Origin of the sequence: Phenylobacterium sp. J426, assembly GCF_024699945.1 — a bacterium.
In the GTDB taxonomy this organism is placed as follows: domain Bacteria; phylum Pseudomonadota; class Alphaproteobacteria; order Caulobacterales; family Caulobacteraceae; genus Phenylobacterium.
In genome coordinates this window covers 3,828,833-3,851,833 of the sequence record NZ_JAJOMY010000001.1, presented here as the reverse complement: position 1 = coordinate 3,851,833, position 23,001 = coordinate 3,828,833, and the positions used below count along the sequence as shown (strand labels likewise).

The window sequence follows — 23,001 nt, the reverse complement described above, 5'->3', positions numbered from 1 at the left end:
CCTAAAGAGATCTCGACGTGGGCTACGCCAACGCACGCGGGTCGGTGCTGCGGGGCGTGACACTGGAGACAGCGCCGGGAGCGTTCGTGTGCATCCTGGGCCGGAACGGCGCCGGCAAGTCGACGCTCATGCGCACGATCGCCGGCCTGCAGCCGCCACTCGCGGGAGAAGCGAGCCTCGATGGCGAGGACATCGCAAGCATGCGGCCCGCGGCGCGCGCCCGGCGGATCGCTGTGGTGCTCACCGAGCGGCCGACCAGCCCTGCGCTTCGGGTCGATGACGTCGTCACCCTCGGCCGCCAACCGTTCACGGGCTGGGCCGGGCGCCTATCGGTCGAAGATCTCCAGCTCGCGGAGGACGCTTTGCGGCGCTCGGGCGCGCTCGCCTTTCGCGGCCGCTACTTCGACCATCTCAGCGACGGAGAGCGGCAGCGGGTGATGATCGCCCGCGCCATCGCCCAGACGCCGAGGCTGATGGTGCTCGACGAGATCACCGCCTTCCTCGACTTGCCGGGGCGGGTCGAGGTGATGTCGCTGTTGCGCCGCCACGCCCGCGAGAGCGGAGCCATTGTCCTGCTCTCCAGCCACGACCTCGACCTGTCGCTGCAGCTGGCTGATGCGGTGTGGCTGCTGGACGGGAAGGGCGCGCTCCACGTCGGGCCGCCCAGCGAGCTGATCGCCGCCGGCCACGTCGGCGCCGCCTTCGACACGTCCGAGATCATGTTCGCGCCCGACCTCGGGCGCTTCCGGCTGCGCGCCTGACGCGCCGCCCAAGGGGATATTCATATGCGCTATCTGTTGTTCGCCGCCGTGGCTTCGACGGCGCTCTTCTCGGCGGCCGCCGCGCAGGCCGAGGACGCCTTTGCCGAAGCTGCCGGGGAGGTGGAGGCGGTGACGGTCTACGGCCGGCCGCTCGGTCGGGTTCCGGGCGAGACGGCCACCAAGACTGGGGCGCCGCTGATCGAGATCCCGGCGACCGTCAACGTCGTGCCGCGGGAGCTGCTCGATCTCCGCGGCGTGTCGAACATCGGGGAGGCCGCCGAGACGGTCAGCGGCGTCACCCGCACCATCGGGTTCGCTGGTAACCAGCGCTTCCGCATACGGGGGTTCTCCGTCGTCAGCACGCTTCGCGACGGCTTCCGCCAGAGCACGTCGCAGCCCGATATCGACCTCCAGGGCATTGACAGCATCGAGGTGCTGAAAGGCCCCGCATCGGCCCTCTACGGCCGCTTCGAGCCGGGCGGCGTGATCAACTTCGTCAGCAAGCGACCGACGCCTGGGTTCCAGGCCGAGGTCAGCGTGACCGGGGGATCGTACGACTACCTGCGGGCTGGCGTCGACGTCGGCGGACCGCTGTCCGGCTCTGGCACGGTCCTGGGCCGCCTGAACATCGGCTACGAGAACGCCAACAGCTTCCGGGAGCTGATCGACAACGAGCAGCTGTTCGTCTCGCCGGTGCTGGAGTTCCGGCCTGACGATCGCACCAGCGTGCTGGTCCGGGCCGAGTACCTGGAGCGGGACGCCGCCTTCGACCGCGGCCTCGGCAACCATCCGATCTTCCTGACGGTCCCGATGAGTCGGAACTACGGCGAGGCCTTCATGCGGATCCGCAAGGAGCAGTGGTCCGGCGCCGTCGAGGTCAATCGGGAGCTCAACGACGCCTGGCGCCTGCGCCTGGGGGCCTATGCCTCGGACGTGAAGGTTCCGGAGGAGGAGTTCTTCAACTACGGTTTCCCGGCGCTGAGCGGCACGACCGTGAACCGCAGCTTCTCCAGCTACCGAGAACGCCAGGAGGACAGCACCGTCCAGGCGGAGCTTTATGGGCGCTTCGACACGGGCCCGTTGCGTCACCGTGTGCTTTTCGGCGCCGAGTGGAGCCGGGACGCCCTGGCCTATCTCGACGGCCAGGTCGCCTTCGGCCAGCGCATCGACCTCCTGAACCCGGTCCGAACCGGGAGGCCCGCCGCCTACATCTATGAAGGCGACAGCCACTACGACTACGAGAGCACGGCGCTTTACGTGCAGGACGAGATCGCCTGGGACCGCTGGCGCCTGCTTCTGGGGGGGACGGCAGGAGTGGGTGGAGACGTACGCCTTCTCGGCGGGCTACGTGGAGCCAGGGGTCACGCGCGACGACGCGCCGTTCTCTCCGCGGGCCGGCCTCACGTTCCTGGCGACGCCTGATCTGTCGTTCTACGCCAGTTGGGCGAGGTCCTTCCGCAACGAGGCCGACGGCGGCCTGATCCGCGAGGGGGTGACGCCAAAGCCCACCCGCGGCGAACAGTTCGAGGTCGGAGCCAAGGCGATCCTCCTGGACGGGCGGGCGGAAGCCACGGTCGCGGTTTTCGATCTGTCGAAGACCAACGTCGTCGTGAGCGACCCGGTGGACTTCAACCGGGTGATCCAGATCGGCGAACTGACAGCGCAGGGCGTGGAAGCGGAGGTCTCCGCCCGTCCGCTCGAACCCTGGACCCTCGTCGCCTCCTACGCCTTCACCAAGACCGAGATCGAGGAGCACAGCAACACCTCGATCCTGGGCAACTGGCTGGCCGGCGTGCCGCGGCGCCAGGCGAGCCTCTGGACGTCCTGGCGCTTCGACGCCGGGCCGTTGGATGGTCTCACGGTCGGCGGCGGGGTGTTCCACGCCTCCAAGCAGGCGGCGACGACCGCGAACAACTTCTTCCTGCCCGGCTACACGCGCCTTGACCTCAACGCCGCCTACGCCTTCGGCGAAGGCTACGAGATCCGGGTCAACGTCGATAACGTCACGGACGAGAAGATCTACATCACGGGTGGCTTCTCCCAGATCTACCCGCAGGCGCCGCGCACCGCGCGGGTGACCTTCACCCGGCGCTGGTGAGCCCTTGCTCCGCCTGCTGTTCGCCACCGCCGCCCTGGCCCTGACCTCCGGCCAGGCGCTGGCGGAGGAGGCCGCATCCCAGCCCCCTTCGGATGCGGCCTCCTACCCGGCGACGTTCTACGCACCGTTCAATCCTCAGACGGCGCTCGACATCGTGCTGCGCACGCCCGGGTTCGTGCTGGACGAGGGACAGCAGCTGCGCGGTTTTGGCGGCGCGGCCGGGAACGTCCTGATCGATGGCGCGCGACCCTCGTCGAAGTCGGGCGGGCTCGAGGATGCGCTGCGCCGCATTCCCGCAACCCATGTGGAGCGGGTGGAGGTGATCCGCGGCGCCCAGATGTCCGAGGCGCAGGGCCAGGCGACCGTGCTCAACATCGTGCGCAGGCCTGACCGGTCCGGCGGAACCTGGTCAGCGGAGGTGGAGCGGAACGGCTCGGGTCTCATCTATCCCCGGCTCGAGGCCGCCATGACCCGCCAGCTGGGGGACTGGGATGCGACCGTGAAGGCGAACACCTTCTGGGAGCAGTATCCGTACCGCACTCTGCGCTTCAACCGCGACGCGGCGGGCCGGCTCACCTCCAGCTGGATCGATGATCGGCCGACGACGCTGACCGAGGGCTTTTTGTCGGGTGACGCCAGCCGCACGCTTGGCGGTGGCGTCCTGCGGCTCAATGGCCGCTTCGGCTGGCAGCGGTTCTACTACGACCAGGAGAGCGACATCTTCCTGGGCCGCGAGCCGGATGGCTCGCCGGACCAGGCGAACCTCTTCGAATACGACCGGGAGGACTGGACGCTGGAACTCGGCGGCGACTACGCCCGCGAGGTCCGTGGCTGGACCTGGAAGACCCTCGCGCTCGCCAACGCCAAGACCTACGGCCAGGAGCAGGCGGACGTGCGTCGCAGCGCCGATCGTCGCCTCGTTTCACGCTCTGACGCCCGGCTGAACCAGATGCCGGTCGAGGCGCTCGTGCGCAGCACCGTCGTGCGGTCGACGACCGGGGGGATACGGCCGGAGTTCGGAGCGGAAATCGCGTACAATCGGCTCGAGAGCCAATTCACCCTGACGGCCGACGACGGATCGGGGCCCAGGCCCGTGCCGCTGCCGGCCGCAGATGTGCTGGTGGAGGAGTGGCGGGGCGAGGCCTTCGCGAACGTCACCTGGCAGCTGTCCGAACGCCTGACGCTTGAAGGCTCGATGGCCGGCGAGGCCTCCCGGATCACCGTCTCGGGCGATGCCGACAACGAGCAGAGCTTCCTCTATGCCAAGCCCGCCGCGGCCGTCGTGTGGCGGCTATCCCCTCAGGCGCAGTTCCGCCTCGGCGCCGCGCGCACCGTCGGCCAACTGGACTTCTCAGACTTCGCGGCCTCCGCCGAGCTGCAGGACGATGAAACTGTCGCCGGCAACCCGGACCTGCAGCCCGACAAGACCACCCGCCTGTCCACGTCCATCGACTTTCGCGGGGGCGGAGGGCTCGCCCTCTACGTGGAGGCCTATCACGAGTGGCGCCAGGATGTGCTGGAGCTGGTCCGCCTACCCAGCGGCGCGCCAGGCCTCGCCAACGCCGGCGACGCGCGCGTCTCGGGTCTGAAGGGCAATGCTTCGATCCCGATGGATGCGCTGCTCTCCGGCTTGAGCGTCAAGGCAGAAGGCGAGGTGCGCGAGTCGAGTTTCGACGATCCGTTGATTGGCCGCGCCCGCGACCTGAGCAATCTTCGAAGCCCCAAGTTCAAGCTGGAGCTCCTCCATGCGCCGCTTGGCAGCGCCTGGAGCTGGGGCGTCAATTTCGCCAGCTACGACGGTGTGGAAGGCGCGCTCTACCTGGTCGATCAGATCGACTTCGCCCGGTACCGCCCAACCCTCGGCGGCTTCGTCGAGACGACGGCGCTCCCTGGCGTGCGCACGCGGCTGACCATCCGCAACGCCGCCACCGAGCGGCACTACCGCCTCCGGACCTTCTATGCGCCGGATCGCGCGGGCCAGGTGGTGGGGACGGACGAGCGGGAGAGCGCGCGCGGGGTGTTCACGACGCTGAGGTTCAGCGGGCGGTTCTGAACGCGTGCTCAACGCAGAGGCCGCAGAGGAGGACTGACGAAGGTCCCCCTAGGGTCCGTCGGCCCGCGTGAGCTGCGGCTTCGGCGCCGGATGTCCTCCACTCGCGCGGTGCGGTCGTTGGACCAGCAATTCCTCGGCGCGCGTGCTGGCGCCGGCCAGTACGCGGGAGCTGAAACTGCGCTAACCACGTCGCTTTCCGGCTCCTTCACCCGTCGGGCCTAGCCTAGCGAACTTGGTTCCCAGGAACGGGGCGCGAGATGAGCGGCGCAGAAGGCGTCCTGGTGCTGAACATCGCGGTCGCCAGCCTGTTCGCGGCGGCCTACGCCGTCATCGCGTTGACGAACCCATCGCAGCGCGTCGCGCTCGCCTTCACCGTCAGCTACATGATCGGCATGCTCGCCCCCGCCAGCGACCTGCTGCTGGGCATGTCCGAGGCGTCGGAAGCCTTGGAATGGCTCAGCTACTCCAGCTTCCTTGTGGCGACGCTGTCGATCTCGGGCGCCCTCAACCTCTATCGCGGCCGGCGGCCCCCGTGGGTCCTTCTGGCGCTGGTGCTGGCGGTCGGTCTCGCCGGGCGCGCTGCGATCTGGAACTGGCCGCGTGACACGCTGGCCTACGGCGCGATTTACCAGGCGCCCTTCGCCCTGGCCGCCGTTCTGGCGATGCGCACGGTGATGATCATCAATCGGCGCAGCCCTATGCATCTGGCGCTGGCCGCCGTGTTCGGCGCGCTGGCGTTGAACTTCCTGACCAAGCCCTTCTGGGCGCTGGCGTTCGGTGTGGGCAAGTCGCTGCGCGACTATACCGACACGGCCTATGCGCTGGTCTCCCAGGCAAGCTCGGGCGTCCTGCTTCTGGCCGCAGGCCTCATCCTCCTGCTGATTGTAACCGAGGAGGCCATCGGGCTCTCAGTGGCCGCGTCCGAAACCGACCCCCCTCTCGGGCCTCGCCAATCGGCGCGGCTTCGAGCGCGCCGCCGAGGCGGCGATCGCCCGCGCCGTCCGCCAAGGGCTTCCGGTGTCCGCGGCGGTGTTCGACCTCGACCACTTCAAGCGGGTGAACGACACCCTGGGGCACGCCGCCGGGGACGAGGTGATCTGCGCGTTCGCTCGGGTGCTGCGTCAGGCCTGTCCCGCCAACGGCGTCGTCGCCCGCACGGGCGGCGAAGAGTTCGTGCTGCTTCTGGAGGGCGGCGATCTGCCGGGCGCAGCCCTCGTGGCCGAGGCGGTGCGGACAGCGACTGCGGCGGGCCTTGGGCGCGGCTTGCCGCCAATGACGACCAGCGGTGGCGTAGCCCAGTTGTCGCGCGGGGAGGGCCTTGCCGGCTTATTGCGGCGGGCCGATGCGGCCGCCTACGAGGCCAAGACGTCAGGTCGAAATCGCATCTGCCGCTGGGACCTGCGTGAGGCCCCGCCGTCGGCGTCTCCGTCTCCGCAGCCCAACGGACCGCCCGACCTGCGCCTCGTGCACGGCTAAGCAGTCCCTTCAGCGCCTCAGAATTCAAACGGCGGCGCGATCTCACGCCCGCGCCCGCTGCCACGTGGCCATAAGCGCTTGGCAATGGTGCGGGGAATAGGCTGGCCGGCGTGCCAGAGCCAGATCACGACCGCCTGCGCTCCGCCGGCGAGGGCGAGCCTGCGACCGCCACATCTGGGGAGGCCCCCGGCAAGGAACGGCGTGGCGGCCGTGAAGGCGAGCAACTGGTGGCTGGCGCGCGGTGAAGAGCGCCGAGCGCTAGGCGCCGATGCTCGAACGAAGACTGGGCCCAGCGCGATGAGAGCGATCTGCAGGATGGGGGTCCAAGTCCACCGGGCGAACAGCTCTGCGGGAGAGGGCGCCGCGCCGCTGTAGGGCGCCCAAGCGGTCGTGGCGCTCCCCTGCTTTCCGTGGGCCGACACGCTAGGCCGATCGCTGACACGACGTCCGCCTTGCGGTTCGAACCTTCAGCTTCGATGGCCGGCGCTACTGCGTTCGGCTCGTGTTTCCCCCGCCGCTCACCTTATCGGGCAGGGCGAAAGCAACGACATGATCGCCGATGGGCGTCTCCATGAAATGGTGGCCGCCCGCCATGATGACGAGGAACTGACGACCCTCGATCTCATAGGTCATGGGGTTGGCCTGGCCGCCCGCGGGAAGCGGGGCCTGCCAAAGCGTCCGACCGGTGCGGGTGTCGATCGCGCGGATGAGATCGTCCGTCGCCGCGGCGATGAAGGTCAGCCCCGAGGCGGTGACCACCGCCCCCCGTTGTTCGGCGTGCCGATCGCCAGGGGCAACCAGCTCGGCAGGCCGAAAGGCCCGTTCTTGCGCGCTGTGCCGAGCGGCCGGTCCCAAAGGGTGCGGCCGGTGGCCAGCTCGATCGCACGGATCCCGCCATAGGGCGGCCGCTTGCAGAGCAGCTTGGTGAAAGGCACGCGCCAGCCGGCGTTCAGGTCGATGGCGTAGGGGACGCCTGCCTGCGGAACGCTCGAGCTGGCCTCGCCGCCCTCGGCGCCGGGCACGTCCAGGGGCTGGAGCTTCCGCTTCTCCGCCTCCTGGCGGGTGATGAGCCGGTTGTAGTTCGGGGTGTCGTTGTAGTTGGCCACGATGATCCCGCGGCTGGGGTCGACCGCCACGCCTCCCCAGTCGGATCCGCCGTTGTAGCCCGGATACTGGATCCAGCGGCGGTCCAGGGTCGGCGGCGTGTAGATCCCCTCATAGGCCGCGCGCCGGAACTGGATGCGGCACCAGAGCTGATCGAGGGGAGACATGCCCCACATGTCCCGTTCCGTCAGGTCGGGCTGGCGGAGGGTGTGGAACCTCGAGAACGGTTGCGTCGGCGACAGGCGCTGCGGCTCGACGCCCCCGCGCGGGACAGGACGCTCCTCGACCGGCGTCAGCGGACGTCCGGTCCGGCGGTCCAGGATGTAGATGTCGCCCTGCTTGCTCGGCAGCACCAGGGCTGGCGTGACCCCAGCCGCCGTCGGGAAATCGACCAGCGTCGCCTGGGAGCCGAGATCATAATCCCAGACGTCGTAGCGGACGGTCTGGAACCGCCACGCGACGGAGCCCGTGGTGACGTCGAGGGCCACCAGCGAGGTGGCGTACGCATTCTCGGCGGCGCTGCGGGTCCCGCCGTAGTAGTCGACCGCGGAATTGCCCATCGGCAGGTAGACGAGACCGAGCGCTTCGTCGCCGGAGGCGATGGTCCACATGTTGGGCGTTCCGCGCGTGTAGCTCTCGCCCTCTGGCGGGAGGCCCTTCCGGTCCGGGCGGGCGAGGTCCCAGGCCCACAGCAACTCGCCCGTGACGGCGTCGTACCCCCGGACCACGCCGGACGGCGCGTCGCGACGTTGTCCGTCCAGCACCTGATGACCGATGACCGCCACGCCGCGGACGATCGTCGGCGGCGAGGTCACGGCCACGTAGCCGGGCGTGGTGCGCCCGATGCCTGTCAGAAGGCTCACCTGACCGTTTGTCCCGAAGTCGGGGCAAGGCTGGCCGGTTCGGGCGTCGACGGCGATCAGCCGTGCGTCGAGGGTCCCTTGGATGATGCGGGCGGCGCAGGCGGCGCTCCAGTCGAGGGCGGGGGCGCGGTAGTAGCTGACCCCCCGGCACGAGGCGCTGTAGGGGATTGCGTCGTCCGGCACCTTGGGGTCGTAACGCCAGCGCTCTCGGCCGTTCGCCGCGTCCAGGGCGATGAGGACATTCTTCGCCGAGCAGAGGTAGAGGCTGTCGCCCACCTTCAGCGGCGTGGTCTCGGCGGCGTACTTCCCCTCGGCCGCATCGCTCGGCAGATCGCGGGTGCGGTAGGTCCATACGCGTTCCAGTCGCGCAACGTTCTCCGGCGTGATCTGGGCGAGCGTCGAGAAGCGGCGGGCGTCATAGCCCCCGCCGTAGGCCGGCCAATCCGCGGCGGGCTCGCCGGCGCCGGTCAGGGGTCGGGAGACCTCGCGCGCGCCCGGTCCTACGGGCGCGCCCTGCGCGGTGATGAGGAGCCCAAGAAGAGCGAGCGAGGCGATGAAGACGCCGCCGGCGGCCAGCGGCGCCACGCGCGCCCGGCCGCCGCTCCGCAGCGCCGGGACGCAGAACGCCAGGGCGACGAGAAGGACGCCCGGCGCCACGACCCAGGGGACGAGGCCCCAGCCGTCGAGGCCGACCTCCCATGCCGCCCAGGCGAGGGTGAGGATGTAGACGGCGACGTAGAGCCAGACGCCGAGCAGCCGCCGCCGCATCAGCAGAACGCCGGAGGCGAGCAGGCCGAGGCCCGCCAGCACGTAGTAGGCCGAGCCCCCGAGCACGAGGAGATAGGCCGCCGGCGGCGAGAAGGGCGCCCAGCAAAGCGACGATGACAGCGATGGCGAGCACGACGAACCGCCGCACTCGCGGAATGGACGTCTCCGCCATGCAAGAACCTCCCGTCCCTAGGACGTGAACGCCCGACCGGCGGCGAAGATGCCGAGCGACGGCCAAGGTCCTGGCTCGCCGTCGTGTCGCGGTGCGCAGCCAGGCGCATCGGCCGGCAGATGAGGCGGCGAGGGGCCCCGCCCCGCGCCGGGCCGGCGGCTATTTCCGATCAGTAGCGCGGCCGACCATCTTCCCAGTAGTAGCGGCCGTTCCGCGCGTCATAGAAGTAGTACCGGCCGGCGCGCTCGTCGTAGTACTGGCGCCGGTTCGCATCCCCGTCGCGGGGCGTCGTGGCCGCGCCCAGCGCTGCGCCTGCCGCGCCGCCGACGATCGCGCCGGTCACGGAGCTGTCCACCGCCGCGCCAACGGCCGCGCCCGCCAGGCCGCCGGTCGCGGCGCGCTCGGTCATCGTCGTGCCGCAAGACGCCAGGACGAGGCCGCCCGCCGCAAGGGCCGCAAAGGTCGCCATCTGGTGCATCATCCTCTCCACTCTCTTGGGTTGTCCCGCAGGAGAACCCCGAGGGAGCCGACAGGTTCTGGCGAACTGATCCTCACTGGCCCCCGGCCCTCCGGCCGGGAGGTCGCGACCATCAGCCTATGAAGAGAAAGCGCCTCACGCTCGAGCGGCGATGGAACCGGCGTCTCCGCATCGGATTGCCTTCGCATGAACCCCGTCTCGATTGCGGCCCTCGTGGCGGGGGCGATCGGCCTGGCCGGCTGCGACGGCTTCGCGCCGCCGGCCGGTTCCGGCGATCAGGTCGATTACCGTCCGGAACAGTCGGGGACAGTCGACCACGCCCTTTGCCTGCTCGGGTTCAGCGCGACGCCGCTGCAACGCCTGGTCACCGGACACCAGCTCGTGGAGGGCCAGGTGAACGGGAAGCGAGCGACCTTCCTCCTCGACACCGGCGCGAACGCGACGGTGATACATCGGGGCCACGCCGAGACGTTCGGGCTTGTGCCCCAGCGCGGCGTGTTCGGGACTGCGGCCGGACTTGGCGGCACGCTGCAGGCGTCGCGGGCCTCGGTCGAGAGCCTCCGGGTCGACGACCAGGAGATCCGCCAGTCACATGTCATGATCGCGGACCTCTCTCAGGTGGAGAACGTCCTCGGCCGACTCTCCCGGCAGCCGATCCACGGCATCCTCGGCCAGGACGTCATGCGCGAGCACCGCGCCGTCATCGATGTCGCGCGCCCGATGCTCTACCTGCGGGCGGCGGGTTCCGACCCCGCGCCGGCGCCCGCTGAGCTCTGCACCCGCGCTGGCGATGACCGCGGGACAGGCCGTGCAGAGTCGGAAAGCGCGGAACGATAGCCCCCCTCGGGCGGTTGCGAGGTCGCTGGCCGGCAGGGCGGAGCCCCCGCGGGGTGCCGCCCGCGGGCGCCGGCGCCATCACAGATGCAACGGAGGTCCCATGCCATCGCAAAACCCTGCGGCGAACGTTCTCAACAGCCTCATCGAAACCACCCTCGACAGCGCCAACGGCTACCGCGACGCCGCGGAGAACGTGGATCGGAGCGACTGCAAGACGCTGTTCGCCGAGCGCGCCGCTCAGCGGCAAGGTCTCGTGCGTCGGTTGCAGGACGAGGTTCGCGCCTTCGGCGAGGAGCCTGAGACGGATCAGTCATTCGCCGGCAAGGCCCACAACAAGTTCGTAGAGCTGAAGAACGCGGTCACGGGCGGTAGCGACAAGGCGGTCGTGGACGAGGTCGAGCGCGGAGAGGACGTCATCAAGGCCAAGTACGAGCAGGCCCTGCGCGACGACGATCTTCCCCCGAGCGCCCGCGCCTTGGTCCAGGAGGCCTACAACGCCATCAAGGCCGATCACGATGAAGTCAGCCGGCTCAAGCACCAGATGCACTGAACCAGCCGCCGCGAACGCGCGCCGCGTCTGGTTGGCGGCTACGCGCCCTGACCCCGACAGCCCCCGGGGATCAGGACGTCGTACCTGAGCAGGCGTTCTCTACGCGGGTCCGGGCCCAGGGCCTGCGCTCCCGAGCACCCCGGTCTTTGCCGGTCTTCGTCGCCTGGCCTCGGCTCCTCGTCCTGAGCAAGCTGCTGGCGCAATTTCGCCTCTCCAAGGGCGGCGCCAGCGGCCGTCAGGGTGCGGGGGCGGCGTCAGGGGAGACGTCAAACAGCTCCGGTCCCTGAACCAGACATGCCCGCGCCGGGCCGTCTGGACGTCTGCTCAGAGGCCGAACGCCACCGCCGATTCGGCGCGATCACGGGCGTCCCTTTCTCCCAAGAGCGCCGTCGCCGAGAGACCGATACCTCGCGGGCGGGTCCGCGCTGCTCGATGAGCTCTTGTCCACTAGCGGATCGCGACCGGGTTGATCACCACCTGGACCGTCCCTTGGAAGCGCGGCTGGCCCAGCACGAACAGGAACTCGGTGACGCCGTCGGCGGCAAGCGGACCGACATTGATGTTCTCCAGTATGTACACGCCCTTCTTCGCCAGCAGGGTCTGATGGACCACGAAGGGGCGGTTGGGGTTCTCGAACGGTATGGCTTCCAGCGCGATGGTGTCGGCGCCGATGGCCACAACGCCCTGGTCGGCGAGCCAGATCGCCGCCTCCAGGCCCAGGCCTGGCTCGGATTCCTGGAAGGTTTTCTTGTCACTCGCGAGCTTGTCGGCCATCCAGCCTGTGTGAAGCAGCACCACGTCGCCTTTGCCGACGGTGAGCTTCCGGGCCTTCAGCGCCGCTTGGATGTCGCCCTTCGTGAAGGCGTGACCGGCTGCTAACGGCTTGCCGAAGTGCTTCCTCATGTCGATCAGCACACCACGGGTGACGATCGGCGGAATGGCCGCGATGTCCAGCTGCTTGAAGTTCTCCTTCGCCAGGTCATCGGCCGTGAGGCCGTTATAGTGGCGACGGTCGATGCCCAGGTGCGCCAGCCCGTCCATCTGGGTGCCGATGCCCATGCTGGTGGTGACCTTCTCGTCGAACGCGGTGACCTTATTCTCGCCCAGCGGCGGCTGGCCGGCGGGCGGAGTCCAGAGCGCCTCGGCGTTGTACTTGCGCTCGCCGTACACCGGTGCGTCGGGCCCGGTGGGGATGCCCAAGGCATAGACCTTTCCGGTCCTCACTAGGGCGGCAGCCCGCTTCACGCCTTCGGGTGAAAGGTTGTTGACCGCGCCCAGGGTGTCGGCCGCGCCGTACTTCGATGGATGCCAAGTGTCCTGCGCCAGCGCCGCGCCAGTCGCGCACGCGGCCGCGATCATGCCTCCGATCAGGTTCCCAACCATGTCTCTCTCCCTGGCCTATTCCAGCGTGTCACGGCCTGCGCCTCAGCGCATTCGAAAGCTCGCGGCGTGGCCTTAGTAGGAGCTCGGGGCATTGCTGATCGTGCTCCTCGGCGCCGCTGCGGCGGTTCGTTTGCTGTCCGCAAGTCCCATCGGAAGATCCCAGGTGCTGGCAGCTTTGCGCCAGCATCAGACGGAGCCTAGGCCGCGGTGTCGGAGGCGTCCGAACCGAGAGACCTGGTGGACCTGACGATCTCAAGTGCGGCCATGAACGCCTTCAACCGGTTGGGCGCCGTGTCGCTTACGGACGGCGTTGGCCCAGCCCTATGCTGGCGGCCTGGGGACGCCAGGTTCACCCCACCTTTCAGGCCCGGCTTTGCGCGGCCCCCCACCGGAGAGGCGCTGCAGGGTATGCGTCTGCCGCCCGAGGACCTCTGTGGCGGGGCTCGCGCGTACTGGCCCCAGCCGCCTCCGCCGTCATGCCGGTGTGAAGCTGCGGGCGAACCGTCGCGAGTTCGCCAGGCCGGACTTGGGCGCCTGCAGGGGGCAGGGCGGTGACCGGCCCCAGGACCGGGCGGAGATGGTCGTGCAGTCGCAAGCCCTCAGGCAGCGACCGTGCGGCCCGGATCGGCAGTCCAATGAGATGGCTAAGGCGGCCCTAGACCGGAACAATCGCCTGCCTCACCTTTGCAGATCTTCGAATATACGGTACGAGCAAACGGCAAATGATCCCGGATGACACCGCCATGCAGCGGTGAAGGCGGAGCGAGGAAATGCTGGAGAGGGGAATGCCCCGGCGCGCCGTGCTCGGCGCGGCGGCGGCGATGCTGGCGGCCGGAGCGGCGCGGGCGCAGGGTGCCGCGGGTCCGGTCGTTGAGACGGCCCACGGACGCTACCGCGGCCAGGTGATCGACGGGGTCCAGGTCTTCAAGGGCATGCGCTACGGCGCCTCCACGGCCGGGGCCGGCCGGTTCATGCCGCCGAAGCCGCCCGAGCCCTTCGCCGGCGTCCGCGACGCGTTCGAGTTCGGCGATCAGACGCCCCAGGCGCGCGGCGGGCTGGCTGGTCCCCAGCCGATGAGCGAGGACTGCCTTCGCATCAACGTGTGGACGCCGAGTTCGGGCGACGGGCGCCGACGGCCCGTGATGTTGTGGTTCCACGGCGGCGGCTTCGAAGCGGGTTCGGGCGCCAGCCCGCTGTACGACGGAACCAACATGGTCAAGCGCGGCGACGTCGTGCTCTGCACCATCAACAGCCGCCTCAACGTGTTCGGCTTCTGCGACCTTTCGGGCTTCCTCGGACCCGAATTCGCCCAGTCCGGCAACGTCGGCTACCTCGATCTGGTGCGCGCCATGCAATGGGTGCGCGAGAACATCGCGGGGTTCGGCGGGGATCCCAACAACATCATGATCTACGGCCAGTCTGGCGGCGGTCGGAAGGTGACCGTCTGCTTCGCGGGCAGAGAGGCCAACGGCCTCTTTCACAAGGGCGTCGTCCAGTCCGGATCGCACCTCATCGTCCAGACCAAGGAACAGTCGCGGGCGTTGACCGAGGCGCTGCTCCGACGCCTCTCCATCGACCCGCGAAACGCGCGGGCGCTGCAGCAGGTCCCGCAGGAGCAGCTCTCAGCCGCCCAGCGCGAGGTGATCGGCGCCGCCGGATACCGGTTCGAGCCGAACCTCGACGGCGTGTCCTTCACCGCCCACCCGTTTATCCCGAATGCGCCGGCTCATACCGCCAAGGTCCCGATGGTGGTCGGCACGGCGCAGCACGAGCTTGCCGCCCAACTCGGCTCGACGCCCGGCGTCCATGAGATGGACGAGGCCGGCCTGCGGCGGCGGCTCGCCGCCTCCATGCCGGCCTCCGACGTCGATGAGGCGATCCGGGTGTTCAAGGCCTCGACGCCTTCGGGCTCGGCGCCGGAGATGTTCTTCAAGATCACCTCCTGGCGGTCCTACATCCGCAACGCCACGCTCATGGCGGAGAAGCGCGCGCAGCTGAACGGACCGGACAATCCGACCTGGATGTACCAGGTGACTTGGCGCTCTCCCGTGGAAGGCGGCCGGCGCTTTGCCCAACACTCGTCGGACCTGCCCTTCATGTTCGACAATGTGGCGCGCGGTTCGCGCTTCACGGGGCCGCCAAGCCCGGCGACGCAGGTGATGGCCGACAGCATGGCCGGCGCCTGGCTGGCCTTCGCGCACCGAGGGGATCCGAACCATCCCGGCATCCCACCCTGGCCGGCCTACGACCTGAAGGACCGGCCGGTCATGCAGTTCGACGCGCCGCCGCGGCTCGCCAACGATCCATACCGGAACGAGCGCCTGTTCATGGAGCGCTACTCGCCCGTCCGCGCCACCGCCAGCAGGGAGGGTTAGCCATGCGAGCCAGCCGCAGACAGGCGCTTGGCGCCGGGATCTTCGCCGTCGCCGCCCCGCTCGCCGGCACGTCTGTCGTCGCCCAGACGACCCCGGTCACGCGGCCGGAACCCGCGGTCACCGGCCCGCTCAGCCGCTTCATCGCCGGCAGCCAGGACCTTGCCATCGACGAGGAAACCCTCGACCTTGGCCGGCGGCACATCCTCGACACCCTGGCCTCTGCGGTGGCGTGCCGCGATCTGGAGCCGTCAGTGCTGGCGCGCCGCTTCGCCCTGGCCCAGTCGGGTGACGCGCGGAAGAGTGCGGTCATCATTCTCGCCACCCGCGAGCGTGCGGCCCTGATCGACGCCGTGTTCGCCTCGGCCATGACCGCGCATGGCGCCGAGATCAATGACTTCATCCCCTCGGCGCTGGTCCAGCCCGGGCCGGCGATCGTCAGTGCGGCCATCGCGCTCGCCGAACAGCGGAAGCTCTCCGGCCTGCAGGTCCTGAAGGCCGTCATCGTGGGCTACGAGATGGCGGGCCGCATGCCCAAGGCGCTCGGGCTGCGCAACCTCAGCCGGAGCGGAATGGCGAACCACGGCGTGGGCCCAACGTTCGGCGTCGCCGCCGCGGCGGCCTCGCTCATGGGCATCGAAGAGGCGCGCATCGGCGACGTCCTGACCTATTGCTCGCAACAGGCGTCGGGCTCTTGGCAGTGGATGCTGGACGTCGAGCACGTCGAGAAGTCGTTCGTCTTCGCCGGCATGGGCGCGCGCGCCGGGCTGCAGGCGGCGCTGATGGTCGAGCACGGCTTTCGCGGCGTTCGCGAGAACCTCGATCAGCCGACCGGCTTCCTGAACCAGGGGATGTTCTCGGCGGCCGGCGGCGACCTGAACCGCCGTTACCTCATCGAGGACCTGGGAACGCGGTGGGAGATGCCGCTCACCGCCTATAAGAAGTATCCCACGGGCGGCCCGACCCAGCCCGCGGTCGAAGGCCTGTTGCAGCTCCTGCCGCAGATCGACCGGACCAAGGTCGCCGCCGTGCGCATCGAGATGCCGGGCCGCTGGGACGCCTTCCGCGACGCCGCCATGCCGGCCCTGAACCTCCGCTACCTGAGCGCAATCATCCTGATCGACGGCCGCCTCGACTTCGTGTCGGCTCAGTCGCTGCCGCGCATGCACGGAGATCCTGCGGTCAAGGCGTTGATGGAAAAGGTCGACGTGGTCCATGACCCAGCGCAGGAAGCCGGGCCGGGGCAGCCGCGCACAGAGAGCGCCCGGGTGATCGTCACCGAGACGTCCGGTCGGCGCCGCGAGACCTACATCCCCTACGTCGTGGGCTTCCCCTCGCACCCCATGTCCAAGGCTGAAGTCGAAGCCAAGGCCAGGGGGCCTGCTCGAGCCCGTGCTCGGGCGGGCCCGTGCGGACAGGCTGATCGCCCGGGTCTGGACCCTCGACACCCTGCCCAACGCCGGCGAGCTCGCCCGGCTGATCGCCACCTAGGAGCGTTCGGATGACGACCTTCAACGCCGGCCGCCGCGCGGTCGTTCGCGAACTGTGGCCGCGCCACCGCGCGAGGACGGCGTGAGGCTCGCCCTGATGGCCGCGGCGTGGCTCTCGGCCGCGACCGCCCACGCTGCCGATGTCCGCGTCCGCACGACCTCCGGTGATCTGGTCGGGACCTCGACGCCCGCCGCCCAGGTCTTCAAGGGCGTGCCCTATGCGCAGCCGCCGCTGGGACGGCTGCGCTGGGCGCCGCCACAGCCCATGTCCTGGACCGGCGAGCGGCGGGCCGAGGCCTTCGGCATGCCGTGCCTCCAGCGCACCGATCCTGGCGGAGCCCCGAACGGCGGCGGGGTCAGCGGCCCGTCCAGTGAGGACTGCCTCTATCTGAACGTCTGGGCGCCGGCCAAGGCGCGCAAGGCGCCGGTGATGGTCTGGCTTTACGGCGGCGGCGGCACGATGGGGTCGGGCCATGTGCGCGCCTACCACGGCGACGCCTTCGCCCGCGACGGCGTGGTCCTGGTGACGATCAACTATCGCCTGGGCGCCCTGGGCGGCTTCGCCCATCCGGCGCTCAGCGCGGCCGCCGGCCCGGAAGAGGGCCTGGGCAACTATCACCTGCTCGACGCCATGGCGGCGCTGAGGTGGGTGCGCGACAATGCGGAGGCCTTCGGCGGCGATCCCCGCAACGTCACCCTGTTCGGCCAGTCGGCGGGCGCGACCATGGTCGCCAACCTGGTGACCTCGCCTATGGCCAAGGGCCTGTTCGACAAGGCGATCATCCAGAGCACGGGGTCCCTGCCGACTCCCGCCACGCCCATGGAACGGGCGGAGGCGCGCGGCGCCCAGCTGGCGACGGCGATGGGTCTGCCCGGCGCGAGCGCAAGTCTCGAGCAGCTCCGGGGCGCGAGCGCCGCCGACGTCGTCCTCAAGGACCGTGTGCTGGGCGCAGGGCTGCGCACAGTCCTGGACGGGCGTGTGAAGACCCAGTCGATCATGGACAGCTTCGCCGGAGGCGCGGCGATCGACGTTCCGCTCATCATCGGCACGACCAGCGACGAGGGTCGGTTGTCGGGCACCCAGCGCGTCGCCACCCACGCCATGACCGGTGCGCCTGTCTGGCAGTACTTCTTCGACTACGTCCCGGATTGGCGCCGCCCCGACCAGCCCAACGGCGTCCCGCACGCCGGTGAGATTCCCTATGTCTTCGACACCCTGGCCGCCGACCGGGCCGGCGCGCGAATGACGCCCGCGGACCACGCCGTCGCCGCCCGGGTGCATTCCTGCTGGGTCGCCTTCGCCAAGGCGGCGAAGGACGCCACCGGCCTGACCTGCGCCGAGGGCTTCCACTGGCCGGCGCGAACCGAAGCCAACGGCCGGGCCGTGGCGATCTTCGCAGAGAGGCCGCGGCTGGGGCGAGCGGCAGAATTGCGGTCGCCGCCAAACGGCGCGCCGCCCGGCCCCACCAGCCGCGACGAGGAATAGAACCGCCGGCCGATACACGGGGCCTCGAATTTTTCCCGTCGATTTCCGCCTTCCGCTCTGTCAGTCCTGGGTCATGACGATGGCGGCCAAGCAGAGCAAACCGAGCACCAGAGGCGTGCGCGGTCCGCACGCCGAGCGCACCGCGGCCATGCGCCAGCGGCTGATCGAGGCGGCGATCGCCTGCCTTTACGAATTGGGCTACGCGGCGACGACCTTCCAGGTCGTCACGGACCGGGCCGAGGTGAGCCGGGGGGCCATCCTCCATCACTTCCCGACCAAGGTGGATCTGATGGTGGCGGTGGCCGAGTACGCGGCCCTGTACCAGAACCGCGTCATTCGCGAGCGTCTCGCGGACACGCCCGCCGGCATGTCGCTCTACCTGGCGCTGACGTACGCTACGTGGGAAATCGTCATCCAGCCTCCGGCCATGGCGCTGATCGAGGTGATGATGGCGACGCGTGCGGACGCCGCCCTGGCCGAGCGGCTTCCCGCAGTGGTGACCGCGTTCGAGGCCCGCCAGCGGGAGGACGTCTGGCGGCTGGCCCAGCGCATAGGCATACGGGATCGCGAGCAGGTGGACACCATGGTCCGCCTGCACCGGGCGGCCATGCGCGGCCTGGCCATCGAGCTCAGCCTGACCGGCGACCGCGCGGCGGCCGAGGCCAGCATGCGCCTGCTCGAGCGCTACAAGCGGATGCTCACCGGCGAACTCGTGACGGCGATCGACTGAGGGACGTCAGCGCGGGGCCGTCGGCGGGAAGGCCGCCGCGTTCTCGGCCACGATCGGCGTCGCCGTCGCCACGCGCGACGTCTCGCCGAACACCGCGATGGCGTCGTTCTGCGCCGTTCGCGCCGGCCACACGAAACCGTCGGCGCAGGTCAGGGACGTCGCCGTCACCGGAGCCTTGGCGAAGGCCACCCAACAGGCGTTCATCCGGCGGGCCATGGCGCGGTCGGCGTCGGTCACCCGAGCCCCGCCCCCGGTGGTCGAGGTCGAGAGCGCGTCGAATGCATAGGGCAGTTCGGCCGAGTGCGGCGCGCCCTTGGGCTGCTCGGCCGTGCGCCAGTCCGGCACATAGGTGAAGTAGTATTGCCAGGCAGCCGCCTTGCCATGCGTCGAGGCGAGCTGGACGGCCTCCTGGGCGGCCCCGGCTCCGCGCTCGCCGTTGTTGCTCCCCACGATCAGCGGCACGTCCACGGTCGCGCCGCTGGCGAAGCCGTCGCGGGCGGCCATCGTGCGGATCTTGCCGTCAATGACCATGTAGACCCCGCTGCGCGACGCGGCGTTCGAGGTCATCGCCTCAGGCGAAAGGGCGCGGAGCTGTTCGAGCGTCGCGGCCTCGCCCGGAAGGCCGAGGGCGGAGGCGATCTTCACCCCGGCTGCTTCGGCTTCCGGCAGGCTGCGGCCGCCGCCCAAGAACGCCCCGGAGTGGATGATCGCCTTGTGGAAGAGGCCCCTGGCGGGCGGCGAAGCCAGCAGAGATGAGACCATCAGGCCGCCGGCCGACTGGCCGAAGAGGGTCACGTTGTTCGTGTCGGCGCCCAGCGCCCGGCCGTTGCGCTGGACCCACTCCAGTCCGGCGATGGCGTCCATCAGCGCATAGTTGGCGACCGGCTCGCTTCCGGCCGCCTTGGTCAGGGCCGGATGGGCATAGTTGCCCAGCATGCCGAGCCGATAGTTGAGGGTCACGACGATCACGCCCTGTTTGGCGAAGGCGCTGCCGTCATATGACCCCAGGTGGCCCGCCCCGAGGTAGCCTGCGCCGCCGTACAGCCAGACCATCACCGGGGCATTGCGGGCGTCCTTTGGCGCCCAGACGTTCATGTAGAGGCAGTCCTCGCTGGTCGGGCCGCTGACCCCGCCGCCGTTGGGGCGGCCGTCTTCGTTCGTCGGCTGCGGGCAGGGCAGGGCGAACTGGGTCGCCTGACGCTCGCCATCCCAGGAGGTGCGTTGCGGCGGACGCCAGCGGAGCTCACCGATGGGGGGCTTCGCATACGGGAAGCCCTTGAAGCTGTTCACGCCGCCTTCGGAGGCGCCGACGAGCGCGCCCGAGTCGGTCTTCAGACGCACCGGCTCGGCCGACGCGGTCGAAGCGATCGCCAGCAACGCCAGCGCGATGGACGCGGCCCTCATGTCTCCACCCCTCGTTCGGCCGTACAGCCGTTGTTGTGCGCGTTGCAGTCCGACCCGACGGCAAACGGCGTTCGTGCCGTCCGCACCTGTCGGCGGTACGAGCGCGCTGGATTTGTCTCCAGCGCCCCGAAGTGTTCCCCCACTCACGGGCCTGATCAAGTCCTCCCCGCAAGATTTTTCGAAAGCTCGGAATGATCATGTGCGAACACGGGTTGACGAACATGGTCGTTTAGCAGTCCTCTTTGACTGCAAACGCGACGGAGCCGCGTGAGACGGCCCGCGCATCCCAGGGGGGAACCATGGTCAGCTCACGCCACTTCTGCGCCGTCTCCGCGCTCGCGCTCCTTGCGGCCGGCGCCGCCAACGCCCAGGACGCGGGGCGGTCCGCCGCCGGGCCTGCAAACACCGTCGATGAGGTGGTCGTCACCGGCACCTTCATCGCGGGCACTTCCGAGGACGCCGCCATTCCGGTGGAGGCGCTGACCCTGGAAGAGCTGCGCCAGACCGGCTCGCCCTCGAACCTCGACCTGGTGAAGAGCCTCAGCGAGGTGGGCAGCGTCGCCGGCGAGGCCAACCGCTCGAACCTCTTCGCCGTCGGCGCCCAGTCGATCAATCTGCGGTCGGTCAGCGCCTCGCGCACGGTGGTGGTGTTCAACGGCCGCCGGATCCCCGAGCAGTTCTCCAGCTCTGTCGGACGCTTCAACAACGTCGCCATCATCCCCAACGCCGCCATCGGCCGGATCGAGACACTGAAGGATGGCGGCGGCGTCACCTACGGTGCGGACGCGGTCGGCGGGGTCGTGAACTACATCACCCGGCGAAACCTCGATGGCGTCGAGACGAACGCCAACTACCGCTACATCGACGATTCCGACGGGGACTGGGACGCCGACATCAGCTTCGGCAAGGTGGGCGAGCGTTGGAACGCCATGCTCGTGGTCGGCTACCAGCACCGCAGCGAACTCGACACGACAGACCGGGATTTCGCGCTCCAGCCCTACCTGATGAACCCGTCCGGCTGGACGACCTACGGTCAGCCCGGCTCCTATCTCTTCCAGCGGGCCGGACAGCTGGCCGCGATCACCCCCAGCGCGACGGCGGCGAGCGGCAATCGCTTCGCGGGCGATGTCCAGATGGGACCGACGGGCATCCTGCGCGATCCGTTCTGCGCGGACCTCGGCGGCTTCGCCGGCTTCAGCGCCACGCCGTCGCCGGTCTGCTACTTCCAGTCCGGACAGATCACGAACCTGGTCGAGCAGCAGGACACCTGGCAGGCCTATGCCGAGGCCAACTACGAGGTGAACAGGTACTTCAGGGTCCACCTCGAGGGCCTCTACTACCAGCTCGACGTTCCACACATCCCGCTGGACACCTTCGTGGCGGTGCCGCTGGTCTTCCCGCTGACGTCGACGGGCAGCTCCCAGACGATCGGCGGCAGCGCGGCCTATGCCGTGGCGGGTAGCAACCCGGCGGTCCGCCACCTGCTGCTCAGCACACGCAACTCGAACGGAACGCTGGCGTTCGGCGACCCCGACACGCCGGGAACGCAGGCCTACCAGATCGTCAACGGCGGCCGCGTGGGCCTGCCCAGCGCCACCTGGCGGCCCTTCGGCGTCGGCGGAGCTCCGATTCCGGAACTGGAACAGCAGCACAACACCAGCGTCGTGATGCGGGGGGACAGTCCAGTTCTCAGGCGACCTGCCGGAAATCTGGGGCACGGAGCTGAAGTGGTCGGCGGCCGGCACCTACAACCGCATCGCCTACGATCTCGACTTCAACGATATCCTCGCCACACGGATGCAGGCGGCGCTGAACGGGCTGGGCGGCCCCAACTGCTCCGGGACCACGCCGGGAGCCAACGGCTGCCTCTATTACAACCCCTTCGCCTCCGCGATCGCCGGCAACGTCTATACCGGACAGGCCAATCCCGGCTTCGTCGGCAGCGGCAGCTTCGCCGGCTATGCGCCGGGGCAGGGCCTGCAGAACAGCGAGGAGCTGGTCCGCTGGCTCTACGCGCCGATGTGGATGCACCGGACCGGCGAATACTCCATCTACGACGCGCTTCTGAGCGGGGTGACGCCGATCCGTCTCTGGGCGCAGGACGGCGTCGCCTTCGCCGTCGGTGGCCAGTACCGCTACTACCGTGAGGAATCCGACCTCAGCGACCTGGCGGACCGGGCGCTCAACCCCTGCGCCACGCCGGGCGTCATGACCTGCGCCAGCGCGTCGGGTCCGGGCCTGTTCAGCCGGGGCTCTGGCGTCAGCGGCCTGGGCTTCGACTACGACCGCCGTTACCCGGTCGCCTCGGCGTTCTTCGAGGTTCGGGCGCCGATCTTCGATTCCCTCGTGGCGAACTTCGCCGGCCGTTACGAGAAGTTCTTCTCGGACGTCAGCCCCGTCGACACCTCGGTCTTCGTGCCGTCCGGATCCATCCGCTGGCAGGTCAATGACTGGCTGGCGCTCCGCGGCACTGCCAGCGAGTCGTTCAGCCAGGTGAACCCGCCGGCGCCGCGCGCGCCCACCACGACCGGCAATACGGCGGCTCCGGCCCAGTTTGGCGGGACCGCGGTGACCTTCGGCACCGCCAACTTCCCGAACCTCGAGGTCAAGCCCGAGCGGGGCTTCAACTACAACGTCGGCGCGATCGTCAGGCTGGGCGGCTTCCGGGCGAACGTCGACTACTACAGCATCAAGATCAGGGACATCAGCCGGGCGCAGACCGCCGCCCAGCTCGTCAATGCGATCGTGCAGCCGGGCCAGACCGGACCGGGGGCGCTGATCAACTGCGCGAGCCCGCTTCTGACCGAGCCGCAGGCGCTGCTGGGCGGCCGCCCGTTCGTGCAGCTCAATGGGCCCTGCACGGCGGCTTCGGCGCTGAACAGCCCCGCCGGCGGCGGCGGCCTGGCCGGCGGCACGGTGAACTTCTTCGGCCAGCAGGGCACCCAGACGTTCCTGGTGAACGGGGGGTGAGCTGAA

17 protein-coding genes and 1 pseudogene are annotated in these 23,001 nt (G+C 69.6%); 13 read left to right on the top strand and 5 right to left on the bottom strand.

Going from position 1 to position 23,001, the window contains the following annotated elements; genetic code table 11:
* Nucleotides 1-17 precede the first annotated feature (17 nt).
* From LRS10_RS20250 to LRS10_RS25375, 5 genes are all read left to right on the top strand, one after another.
* Complete coding sequence (locus LRS10_RS20250) at nt 18-761, top strand: ABC transporter ATP-binding protein (protein WP_257838816.1); 744 nt, start codon at nt 18-20, stop codon at nt 759-761.
* A 24-nt stretch (nt 762-785) separates the two neighbouring features.
* Nucleotides 786-2,183 (top strand): TonB-dependent siderophore receptor, encoded by a 1,398-nt coding sequence (locus LRS10_RS20245; RefSeq protein WP_257838815.1) that lies wholly within the window; start codon nt 786-788, stop codon nt 2,181-2,183.
* Nucleotides 2,080-2,859, top strand: coding sequence for a TonB-dependent siderophore receptor (locus tag LRS10_RS20240; protein ID WP_257838814.1), 780 nt, complete (start codon nt 2,080-2,082; stop codon nt 2,857-2,859). Before LRS10_RS20245 ends, LRS10_RS20240 begins: the two co-directional genes overlap by 104 nt.
* Before the next feature lie 4 nt (nt 2,860-2,863).
* Entirely contained in the window at nt 2,864-4,912 is a 2,049-nt protein-coding gene (locus LRS10_RS20235) for a TonB-dependent receptor domain-containing protein (RefSeq protein WP_257838813.1), read from the top strand.
* A 987-nt stretch (nt 4,913-5,899) separates the two neighbouring features.
* Nucleotides 5,900-6,388: a GGDEF domain-containing protein gene (locus LRS10_RS25375; RefSeq protein WP_374571049.1), complete on the top strand. Its 489-nt coding sequence runs from the start codon at nt 5,900-5,902 to the stop codon at nt 6,386-6,388.
* Between the two features lie 486 nt (nt 6,389-6,874).
* On the opposite strand, the gene LRS10_RS20225 is transcribed toward LRS10_RS25375, so the two are convergent.
* The 3 genes from LRS10_RS20225 to LRS10_RS20215 all read right to left on the bottom strand — a co-directional run bounded on the left by LRS10_RS20225 (nt 6,875) and on the right by LRS10_RS20215 (nt 9,773).
* Nucleotides 6,875-7,147, bottom strand: a complete 273-nt coding sequence (locus tag LRS10_RS20225; RefSeq protein WP_257838811.1) for a hypothetical protein — start codon at nt 7,145-7,147, stop codon at nt 6,875-6,877.
* A complete protein-coding gene (locus tag LRS10_RS20220; protein WP_257838810.1) occupies nt 7,126-9,189 on the bottom strand; it encodes a PQQ-binding-like beta-propeller repeat protein in 2,064 nt (687 codons plus the stop codon). Before LRS10_RS20220 ends, LRS10_RS20225 begins: the two co-directional genes overlap by 22 nt.
* Nucleotides 9,190-9,464: 275 nt before the next feature.
* The gene (locus tag LRS10_RS20215) at nt 9,465-9,773 is read right to left on the bottom strand and encodes a hypothetical protein (RefSeq protein WP_257838809.1); all 309 of its coding nucleotides are present in this window, start codon (nt 9,771-9,773) and stop codon (nt 9,465-9,467) included.
* A gap of 186 nt (nt 9,774-9,959) precedes the next feature.
* On the opposite strand from LRS10_RS20215, the gene LRS10_RS20210 reads away from it, so the two are divergent.
* Nucleotides 9,960-10,610 (top strand): TIGR02281 family clan AA aspartic protease, encoded by a 651-nt coding sequence (locus LRS10_RS20210; RefSeq protein ID WP_257838808.1) that lies wholly within the window; start codon nt 9,960-9,962, stop codon nt 10,608-10,610.
* Between the two features lie 100 nt (nt 10,611-10,710).
* Nucleotides 10,711-11,160 (top strand): PA2169 family four-helix-bundle protein, encoded by a 450-nt coding sequence (locus LRS10_RS20205; protein ID WP_257838807.1) that lies wholly within the window; start codon nt 10,711-10,713, stop codon nt 11,158-11,160.
* Nucleotides 11,161-11,607: 447 nt separating this feature from the next.
* Here LRS10_RS20205 and LRS10_RS20200 read toward each other — a convergent pair whose 3' ends face one another.
* Complete coding sequence (locus LRS10_RS20200; RefSeq protein ID WP_257838806.1) at nt 11,608-12,543, bottom strand: cyclase family protein; 936 nt, start codon at nt 12,541-12,543, stop codon at nt 11,608-11,610.
* Nucleotides 12,544-13,328: 785 nt separating this feature from the next.
* On the opposite strand from LRS10_RS20200, the gene LRS10_RS20195 reads away from it, so the two are divergent.
* The 4 genes from LRS10_RS20195 to LRS10_RS20180 all read left to right on the top strand — a co-directional run bounded on the left by LRS10_RS20195 (nt 13,329) and on the right by LRS10_RS20180 (nt 18,621).
* On the top strand, nt 13,329-14,918 hold the full coding sequence (locus LRS10_RS20195; protein WP_257838805.1) for a carboxylesterase/lipase family protein: 1,590 nt from the start codon (nt 13,329-13,331) through the stop codon (nt 14,916-14,918).
* A 2-nt stretch (nt 14,919-14,920) separates the two neighbouring features.
* Nucleotides 14,921-16,420: an MmgE/PrpD family protein gene (locus tag LRS10_RS20190; RefSeq protein WP_257838804.1), complete on the top strand. Its 1,500-nt coding sequence runs from the start codon at nt 14,921-14,923 to the stop codon at nt 16,418-16,420.
* A 67-nt stretch (nt 16,421-16,487) separates the two neighbouring features.
* Nucleotides 16,488-17,891 (top strand): carboxylesterase/lipase family protein, encoded by a 1,404-nt coding sequence (locus LRS10_RS20185; RefSeq protein ID WP_257838803.1) that lies wholly within the window; start codon nt 16,488-16,490, stop codon nt 17,889-17,891.
* 115 nt (nt 17,892-18,006) lie between these two features.
* A complete protein-coding gene (locus LRS10_RS20180) occupies nt 18,007-18,621 on the top strand; it encodes a TetR/AcrR family transcriptional regulator (protein WP_257838802.1) in 615 nt (204 codons plus the stop codon).
* 6 nt (nt 18,622-18,627) lie between these two features.
* Here the strand turns inward: LRS10_RS20180 and LRS10_RS20175 are convergent, their stop codons facing one another.
* Nucleotides 18,628-20,025 (bottom strand): carboxylesterase/lipase family protein, encoded by a 1,398-nt coding sequence (locus tag LRS10_RS20175; RefSeq protein ID WP_257838801.1) that lies wholly within the window; start codon nt 20,023-20,025, stop codon nt 18,628-18,630.
* 299 nt (nt 20,026-20,324) lie between these two features.
* Between LRS10_RS20175 and LRS10_RS25370 the strand changes: the two are divergent.
* Nucleotides 20,325-20,813, top strand: a pseudogene (locus tag LRS10_RS25370) (TonB-dependent receptor plug domain-containing protein); the annotation flags it as partial.
* A 1,237-nt stretch (nt 20,814-22,050) separates the two neighbouring features.
* A complete protein-coding gene (locus LRS10_RS20165; RefSeq protein WP_374570649.1) occupies nt 22,051-22,995 on the top strand; it encodes a TonB-dependent receptor in 945 nt (314 codons plus the stop codon).
* Nucleotides 22,996-23,001 lie beyond the last annotated feature (6 nt).

Coding starts and splice junctions, on each gene's coding strand:
- LRS10_RS20245 (WP_257838815.1), top strand. CDS start 786: ATGCGCTATCTGTTGTTCGCCGCCGTGGCTTCGACGGCGCTCTTCTCG.
- LRS10_RS20215 (WP_257838809.1), bottom strand. CDS start 9,773: ATGCACCAGATGGCGACCTTTGCGGCCCTTGCGGCGGGCGGCCTCGTC.
- LRS10_RS20210 (WP_257838808.1), top strand. CDS start 9,960: ATGAACCCCGTCTCGATTGCGGCCCTCGTGGCGGGGGCGATCGGCCTG.
- LRS10_RS20205 (WP_257838807.1), top strand. CDS start 10,711: ATGCCATCGCAAAACCCTGCGGCGAACGTTCTCAACAGCCTCATCGAA.
- LRS10_RS20200 (WP_257838806.1), bottom strand. CDS start 12,543: ATGGTTGGGAACCTGATCGGAGGCATGATCGCGGCCGCGTGCGCGACT.
- LRS10_RS20195 (WP_257838805.1), top strand. CDS start 13,329: ATGCCCCGGCGCGCCGTGCTCGGCGCGGCGGCGGCGATGCTGGCGGCC.
- LRS10_RS20190 (WP_257838804.1), top strand. CDS start 14,921: ATGCGAGCCAGCCGCAGACAGGCGCTTGGCGCCGGGATCTTCGCCGTC.
- LRS10_RS20175 (WP_257838801.1), bottom strand. CDS start 20,025: ATGAGGGCCGCGTCCATCGCGCTGGCGTTGCTGGCGATCGCTTCGACC.
- LRS10_RS20165 (WP_374570649.1), top strand. CDS start 22,051: ATGCACCGGACCGGCGAATACTCCATCTACGACGCGCTTCTGAGCGGG.